The following is an 8,074-nucleotide window of genomic DNA, read 5'->3' as shown; positions in this document are numbered from 1 at the left end:
CAAAATGTGTTTAGTCCCACTTTGTGCTGTCGTATTTGTATTTACCCTGCGGCAGGATGAGGATAAATGAACTTTATTCCCAAAAATCATACCGTACATTTATGCGTTGATATGCAACGTTTGTTTACTGAAGAGACTGAATGGCAAACACCATGGATACATAAGATCTTGCCCCAGGTTCTTGCCCTTACGGAACGTGTTCCGGAGCACACAGTTTTTACGCGATTCATTCCGGTTGAAAAAAAGGGTCAGGGGCTTGGTATGTGGAAAAAATACTATGAACATTGGGATTGTATGACCCTGGAGAAACTCGATAAAAGATTGATCGAGCTTCTTCCGCAATTAGCGAGATTCGTACCTCCAGCTGAAATAATTGATAAATCCGTTTATGGGCCCTGGATCACGACAAATCTCCATCAGCGACTTCAACATCGGCGGATTAATACTATTGTTATATCCGGTGGTGAAATTGATATTTGTGTTTTAGCAACCATTCTAGGCGCAGTTGATTTGGGTTACCGCGTGATTGCAGCTTCCGATGCTTTGTGTAGTTACGCTGATAAGAGTTATGACTCCATAATGACTGTACTTAAACAACGGTTTTCAATACAAATTGAGGTCGAGGAAACTGAGAAAATTCTCTCCAGCTGGCCCTAATTAGCCGAAATCACAAGGGCACTTTCCCGATTGATCAGGGATAAATTCTTTAAAAGAAGATCACGCCCCGACATGCTTATTGGAAGGGTCATGTCAGATTGTTCCTCGTAACCTTTCCGGTCCGCCTTTATCCAGCTGTAAGCGAGAATGAGAAAATTCACCTTCATAAATACGAAAGGAATACCGGTCAGTACATTTACCATCAAAACATCAATGAAGGAGGATGTAGTGGAAGCAGATGAACCGTATATAAAAAAGGAGCTTTTATTCCTGTCAAAGTTAAAAAGTCAGCCAAGAAAAAACAGGTAGCCTAAATGCCGCGTGACTTCTTAAAAAGATATAACGAAAAGCGAAACTTCGGCATTACGGCCGAGCCCATAGGCCAAGCTGAAAAACAAACTAAAACAAATCTGCATTTTGTTATCCAATTACACGAAGCTACCCGCACCCACTATGATTTTCGGCTTGAATGGCATGGAGTAATGAAAAGTTGGGCAGTGATAAAAGGCCCGAGCTTTGATCCCGCAGATAAACGGTTGGCAGTTCGTACTGGAGATCACCCGCTAGATTACAACGAGTTTGAAGGTGTCATTCCAGACGGACAATACGGGGCGGGTCCCGTTATGATTTGGGATGAAGGAATCTGGATACCCGAAGACAATCCAGATAAGATGGAGAAAAAGGGCCATATTACTTTTAAAATTGAAGGTAGTCGCATGAAGGGACAGTGGCATCTGGTTCGAATGCGTACGCCCGATAAACGCGAAAATTGGCTTCTCATCAAATGCAAAGATGACTTTGCTCTGAACAAAACTAAAAACGCTGATTTCCTTAAGCGCGAGAACACTAGTATCGTAACAGGCCGTACTATGGTCGATATTAGGAAGGCAGGGACTGGAAAAACCACATGCCATAAAAAGTATCCACTCAAAGTCAGTTAAAGCCGCATCAAAGACTAAAAAAAGAAATCTCCAAACCTCAGTATTTTTAAATATCCTTCTAGAAATAACTTACGCCAGCAAAGTTGAAACAAATTCACATTTGATTTTGATCCAGATAAAAGCGTTCCATTTGAGGTAGTGAAATTAGCTGCAGAAGACACACCTCTGTCTTAAGAAAAATAAGTTTTTTCCTTTCCACGGCTATCCGGGAGTAAAGGTATTCACGTTATTTCCCCGATTAAATTGGATTAGGATGAAATTAAAGAATCCCCGAAAGATCCAATCATTATTTATGAAGATTATAATTTGATAAGGATTCTTAACCCTTGTGTGATTTAATAACAAATTCAAGATGTTGCAAGCAATGCTATAAACTAAACAGGATATTAATCAATAGCTTTATCTGCTGGAGAATAAGATGAATTTAGAGATTTTTAATTTTAGTATTTCTCCGTGGGAAATTTTAATTAGAGGATCTTTAATATTTTGGTTCCTTTTCTTGATCTTTAGATTTTTGTTACGTAGAAATATGGGCAGTATAGAAGTAGGAGATATACTTTTTATTGTCATCGTTGCTGATGCCGCTCAAAATGCCATGAGTGGTGATGGAAAAAATATAGCAGATGGGATGTTGCTAGTAAGTACTTTAGTATTTTGGAATCTTCTACTTGATTATTTAAGTTTCAGATTTATTTTTTTCAGAAAATTTGCTGTTTCACCTCCTTTAATTTTGGTTAAAGATGGTATTTTACAGTGGCGAAATATGAGACGTGAATTTATTACAAAAGATGAATTGCTTGCCAGAATAAGAGAGGAAGGATTTCAAGAAATATCTTTGGTTAAAGAAATGCGCCTGGAAAGCAATGGTGATATCAGTGTTGTAAAATCAGATAAAGCTAATCAATAATAGTATGAAATATTTCTAGGATTAAATATTTTTGTGACCCTATTGTATTCTAGATTTACAACTCTTTAGGATCCCTTGTTAAAACGCCATATGCCCCTTTTCAAGAAACTGATATTTTTTGCAACTAACAGAAGGAGAAAATGAAAATGACGATCAATATTCTCTGGAAGGCACTAAGTGTTATTGTATTAACTGCCAGTTTCATTAATGGTGCCTCAGGACAAGAAACAGTTCAGCCGAAAATGGTACCCCTAGGAGAATCCAAATCGACAACGACGAAGATATTGGAAACTGGTTCGAAGCTATTACAAGGCAATTCCCCGATAAAAGGATTCGATATTTATCTGGTCGGCCTGCATCCCATGAAAGAACATCCAGAATTACAGATTGAAGCTCATCACTACTGTCATCAGATGAATGAAGATTTTGCACAATGCATACTATTTGACAGTAATACTAAAGATGCCAATATGAACGGTATCGAATATATTATTTCAGAAAAAATCTTCAACAGCTTGCCTGCTGAAGAAAAGAAATATTGGCATCCGCATAACGGAGAAATCTTGACTGGCCAGCTGGTAGCGCCAGGTATTCCGAAAATAGCCGAGCATGAGCTGATGAAGAATAAAATGAATAGCTACGGAAAAACATGGCATATCTGGAATACTGGGTATGAAGGATATCCGTCAGACGATTTACCATTAGGTGAACCAATGCTGGCTTGGTCATTTAACCGATACGGAGAGGTAATACCGAGCTTAGTGGAGAAGCGCGATAAAAAGATGAATATCAATATTGAGGAAATATATAAGGATCGCATGGATCTGCAGCCACTAGCCAAGCCTCAATCAGGGGTCGACGATCTGAAAGGCAGGTTTGGCCTGTCAACAAAAGATATTCCAGGTGTGATTGATGTTAAGGAAGCCGACATGCCAGGCACTACAGCTCCTTGAGAATATAAACCCCAGATGGTCTTGAATTTCCGGGAGCGCCCTATAGCGCTAACAATCAAGACCATATAAAGAATGCTCTTTACGTAATAAGCAAATAAGTATTTGCGTAAGTAATTTAGTAAGACTTCAAAAGAAGATTATATTATATGTTTAGTCCCACTTTGGAGTGAAACTAAGCACCTAGAATGATCAAAAAATCATTTTTTCCAGATATCAGGAGAATGAATTGGTGATCGACATCCGCATCTGCTTGATTTCTACCTTATGCATCATTGGTTTGATCATACTGACCGGTTGCAATGATCAGAAGAAAGGGAAAGAGGTTACGCCAACTTTAAGCTGGTATGTTTTCAACGAGCCTTCTGGTGCATTTGCCATAGCAGCTCGCAACTGCTCAGAAAATTCTCAGAATACCTATCAAATTAAATTGGTGCCATTACCTGCTGATGCCGATCGACAACGGGAACAGCTGGTGCGTAGATTAGCCGCTGGCGACCCATCGATCGATATCATTGGCATGGATGTCATCTGGACGGCGGAATTCGCGCAAGCGGGATGGATTTTGCCCTGGCGCCGCGAAACGATGAAAGAGGCAAAGGCGGATCGACTTGCTGCACCATTGCAAAGCGTGATGTATCGGGATGAAATGTGGGGAATACCGTATACCGCTAACGCGCAATTATTATGGTACCGTACAGACAGGATCGAAGAAGCACCCGCAACATGGGATGAAATGATACACCTGGCCGAAACATTGGGTGAATCAGGAACCATCCAGGCGCAAGGCGAACGCTATGAGGGGTTGACTGCGTTTTTTATTTCATTATTGGCCACAGCTGGCGGGTCAGTACTGGATACGCATAATGAAAGGATTTTATTGGCGCAACAACCGACAATGCAGGCTCTTTCAACGATGGCACACTTTGCCAATTCCCCTGCAGCGGACCGTACCTTGTCAACCGCCCGGGAAGATCAGGCACGACTGGCTTTTGAAACAGGTAACTCCAGTTTTATGGTCAATTACACGTTTGTATGGTCGAGCATACAACAGAATGTACCTGAGATAGCTCCGCATATCGGCTGGGCACGCTGGCCTTCATTATCTACAGACAAGCCAGGCCGAACAACGATTGGCGGTATTAACCTGGCTGTCAGTGCTCATTCCCGCTATGCGCAATTAGCATTTCAGGCGGCTGTTTGTCTTGCTTCAGAAAAACATCAGCGTATTGCTGCCACGCTGGGTGGACTGCCACCTACCATTACTGCTTTATACGATGATACCGAGATTCGTGAGACCTTCCCTTTTGCCGATGTTCTGCGTGCTACGCTACGCGATGCGGTGCAGCGCCCGCAAACGCCACTGTATAACGATGTTTCCCTGGCCATCAGCCGTACTTTACATCCCATGCGCGATATCGAACCCGATAAAGATTATATTCGACTGCGTGATGCTATCAGTCGCGCACTGAATTCAAAGGGTCTGCTTTGAGTATGCCACAGCGCAAAGAGCAGCATAAACGACGGCGTAACGAATGGTATCAGGCCTGGCTGTTATGCGCCCCGGCGGTTCTGGTACTGATCCTGGTAACGGCTTATCCGATCCTATATGCCATATGGCTGTCATTCTTTCAGTACGATTTGCGCTTTCCTGATCAACGTATTTTCATTGGTCTGGATAATTACATCAATATTCTGACTTCCGCGGTATGGTGGCAGGCTTTGAGTAATACCTTAATCCTTACAGTAAGTTCAGTCACCCTGGAATTGATGTTGGCATTTCCATTGGCGCTCATCATGTATCACACCTTGCTCTGGCGCTATGCAGTACGTGCAGCAACGCTGCTGCCGTATGTGATTACTACCGTTGTTGCTGCCTTTGCCTGGAAATTCGCGTTCGATCCGACTACTGGTTTTATCAATGCGCTGCTGGGTATGGAGCAGGCATGGCTCACACAGCGCTGGTCATCGTTTCTTGTCATTATTCTCACGGAAATCTGGAAGACCACGCCATTTATGGCATTGATGCTGCTGGCAGGTTTGACGCTGGTGCCAAACGAACTGATTCAGGCTGCTCGCGTGGATGGCACCAATGCCTGGCAACGTTTCATAAAAATCACCGTACCCATGGTAAAGCCCGCTATTCTGGTCGCGGTACTGTTTCGTACGCTGGATGCTTTCCGGATTTTTGATACGGTGTTCGTATTGACCAGTGGCGCACAAGATACTGAGACGGTTTCAATGGTTGGCTACAACACATTGATTGTCAGTCTCAATTTGGGATTGGGATCCGCTGTTTCGGTATTGATATTCATTAGTATGCTGGTTATTTCCGTATTATTTATCAAAGGATTTAATATTAAGAACCTCTGATCAAGTAATCAGAGGTTCCTTAAACAAACGGGAAGGCGCAGATCAGGAATGAAAAAAGGTATATTGGAAAGCGTTTTCTGGGCGATGAGTAACGTTCTGATTATTACCTATGCCGTTATACCCATGCTATGGATATTATCGCTTTCTCTGAAACGTGGCAGCGACCTGAACGATCAGCATTTTTTCCCACAAACGATCAGTTTTGAACATTACCGGAACATCTTTACAGACATGCAGTTTCCGTCTGCAATATTAAATTCTATTGGCATCGCTTCGATAGCCGCTTTGTTCTCTGTTCTCCTGGGAATGCTCGCGGCTTATGCAATCGTGCGACTGGAATTTCCCGGCCGCCGCCTGATGCTTGCCGGTATATTGACGACAGCGATGTTTCCACCCATTGCAATTATCGGTCCGTTGTTTGATATGTGGCGAATAACCGGATTATACGATACCTGGTTGGGGCTGATCTTGCCCTACATGACATTCACTTTGCCTTTGGCAATCTGGATACTGGCTGCTTTTTTTCGCGAAATTCCGTGGGATCTGGATAAAGCAGCGCGTATCGATGGCGCCACAACCTTGCAATCCTTTATCCGGGTCATGGTGCCATTGGCTGCGCCCGGCGTATTTACTACTGCCATACTGGTATTTATTTTTGCATGGAACGATTTCTTATTCGCTATTTCGCTAACCTCAACTGATAATGCCCGTACAGTACCGGCAGCCATTGCCTTTTTTACCGGTAGTTCCCGTTTTGAATTGCCTATCGGCTCAATCGCAGCTGCTTCGGTAGTTGTCACCATTCCAGTGATGATAGTGGTATTGATTTTTCAACAGCGTATCATCGCTGGCCTCACATCAGGCGCAATAAAAGGCTGATATTCCTATGGAACCTCTGAAAAACGTCGGCGAGGCAGTCAGTTCAAGGCAAAAATCGGCGAAAAAGCGGAGTTTATACGTAATAAATGAGCATTTTAAGCCGATTTTTAACGCAGAAATGACAACGCAGGTAGTTTTTCAGAGGTTCCCTAAAGATAAACAGCCATGGCAAAAATTGAATTAAGCAATGTCACAAAACAATTCCCTGATGGCACCAAAGCAATAAATGCGGCCAACTTAACTATCAATGATGGTGAATTCTTTATATTGGTAGGCCCTTCCGGATGCGGCAAATCCACATTGCTGCATATGATCGTAGGCATTAAAGAAGTCACTTCCGGTGAAATCCGGCTGGATGATGTCATCATCAATGACATAGATCCAAGGGACCGTAACATGGCGATGGTTTTTCAAAGCTATGCGCTTTATCCGCACATGAGCGTTCGAGAAAATATCGCTTTTCCATTAGTGATGCACAAGATCCCCAGACAGGAGATTGCTAAACGTGTGGAGGAAACAGCAGCACTGCTGGAACTGAGTGGTGTACTCGATAGCAAACCACGTGAACTTTCCGGTGGACAACGCCAGCGTGTTGCCATGGGAAGAGCCATTGTACGCAATCCGGCTGTTTTCTTACTTGACGAGCCACTGTCCAATCTCGATACACGCCTGCGTGATCAAATGCGTACCGAGATTGCCCGTCTGCAAAAACAACTGCGTACAACAACAATTTATGTCACCCATGATCAAACCGAAGCCATGACACTGGGTGACCGAATCGCGGTTTTAAAAGAAGGTATCATCCAACAGATTGGTACGCCTTATGAATTATACGAACAACCGCAGAACGCCTTCATTGCTGGTTTTATCGGTTCTCCAGCTATGAATTTCTTTCCGGTACAAATTAGAAATAATCGGTTGTTTATCCCTTTGCTGAATCTTGAAACGGATCCTCCTCAAGAGAACAACTTAGATAATTGTCCTGATTATGTTATAGCCGGTATACGTCCGGAACATTTCTCTCTATTATCCGATACAGCTGATACAACCGAGCAAAACAAAAAACAGATTATTTTTGACATCGTAATAGAAATTGTTGAATGGCTGGGTGCCAGCCTGCTGGTGCATTTTCAGCTGGAAAATCGCTATTGGCCACATATGCCCGGTTTGACAAGAAACCTGAATCCATCAAAGAAACAGGACAATAGGTTGCTGGATTTTACAGCGCGGCTGGATACGAATCACGTTATCAAAGAGGGAAATAAAGTCAGACTTACCGTTGACCTTGATAAATTGTATATGTTCGATCCGCAAACAGGAAACCGTTTGACAACCGTTTAGATCATTTGAAGCCTAACGTTTCTGAT

The 8,074-nt window shown here is 42.9% G+C and carries 8 protein-coding genes; all 8 read left to right on the top strand.

What is annotated here, in order from left to right; translation table 11 throughout:
- Positions 1-66: 66 nt before the first annotated feature.
- The gene (locus ABUL11_RS09080; protein ID WP_350283536.1) at positions 67-657 is read left to right on the top strand and encodes a cysteine hydrolase family protein; all 591 of its coding nucleotides are present in this window, start codon (positions 67-69) and stop codon (positions 655-657) included.
- A 314-nt stretch (positions 658-971) separates the two neighbouring features.
- Positions 972-1,598, top strand: coding sequence for a DNA polymerase ligase N-terminal domain-containing protein (locus ABUL11_RS09075; RefSeq protein WP_350283535.1), 627 nt, complete (start codon positions 972-974; stop codon positions 1,596-1,598).
- A 418-nt stretch (positions 1,599-2,016) separates the two neighbouring features.
- Entirely contained in the window at positions 2,017-2,505 is a 489-nt protein-coding gene (locus ABUL11_RS09070; protein ID WP_350283534.1) for a DUF421 domain-containing protein, read from the top strand.
- A 146-nt stretch (positions 2,506-2,651) separates the two neighbouring features.
- The gene (locus tag ABUL11_RS09065; RefSeq protein ID WP_350283533.1) at positions 2,652-3,458 is read left to right on the top strand and encodes an OBAP family protein; all 807 of its coding nucleotides are present in this window, start codon (positions 2,652-2,654) and stop codon (positions 3,456-3,458) included.
- A 229-nt stretch (positions 3,459-3,687) separates the two neighbouring features.
- Positions 3,688-4,947 (top strand): ABC transporter substrate-binding protein, encoded by a 1,260-nt coding sequence (locus tag ABUL11_RS09060; protein ID WP_350283549.1) that lies wholly within the window; start codon positions 3,688-3,690, stop codon positions 4,945-4,947.
- 2 nt (positions 4,948-4,949) lie between these two features.
- Positions 4,950-5,828: a carbohydrate ABC transporter permease gene (locus ABUL11_RS09055; protein ID WP_350283548.1), complete on the top strand. Its 879-nt coding sequence runs from the start codon at positions 4,950-4,952 to the stop codon at positions 5,826-5,828.
- Positions 5,829-5,876: 48 nt separating this feature from the next.
- On the top strand, positions 5,877-6,707 hold the full coding sequence (locus tag ABUL11_RS09050) for a carbohydrate ABC transporter permease (protein ID WP_350283532.1): 831 nt from the start codon (positions 5,877-5,879) through the stop codon (positions 6,705-6,707).
- Positions 6,708-6,872: 165 nt separating this feature from the next.
- Positions 6,873-8,048 carry an ABC transporter ATP-binding protein gene (locus ABUL11_RS09045; RefSeq protein ID WP_350283531.1) on the top strand — a complete coding sequence of 392 codons (1,176 nt, stop codon included), beginning with the start codon at positions 6,873-6,875 and terminating at the stop codon, positions 8,046-8,048.
- Positions 8,049-8,074 lie beyond the last annotated feature (26 nt).

Origin of the sequence: Nitrosomonas sp., assembly GCF_040256045.1 — a bacterium.
Taxonomy (GTDB): Bacteria; Pseudomonadota; Gammaproteobacteria; order Burkholderiales; family Nitrosomonadaceae; genus Nitrosomonas.
This window is presented reverse-complemented; position numbering and strand designations above follow the sequence as displayed.

Bases quoted from the DNA above. Each gene is read 5' to 3' on its own strand.
- ABUL11_RS09080 (WP_350283536.1), top strand. From the start codon at position 67: ATGAACTTTATTCCCAAAAATCATACCGTACATTTATGCGTTGATATG.
- ABUL11_RS09065 (WP_350283533.1), top strand. From the start codon at position 2,652: ATGACGATCAATATTCTCTGGAAGGCACTAAGTGTTATTGTATTAACT.
- ABUL11_RS09075 (WP_350283535.1), top strand. From the start codon at position 972: ATGCCGCGTGACTTCTTAAAAAGATATAACGAAAAGCGAAACTTCGGC.
- ABUL11_RS09050 (WP_350283532.1), top strand. From the start codon at position 5,877: ATGAAAAAAGGTATATTGGAAAGCGTTTTCTGGGCGATGAGTAACGTT.
- ABUL11_RS09045 (WP_350283531.1), top strand. From the start codon at position 6,873: ATGGCAAAAATTGAATTAAGCAATGTCACAAAACAATTCCCTGATGGC.
- ABUL11_RS09055 (WP_350283548.1), top strand. From the start codon at position 4,950: ATGCCACAGCGCAAAGAGCAGCATAAACGACGGCGTAACGAATGGTAT.
- ABUL11_RS09070 (WP_350283534.1), top strand. From the start codon at position 2,017: ATGAATTTAGAGATTTTTAATTTTAGTATTTCTCCGTGGGAAATTTTA.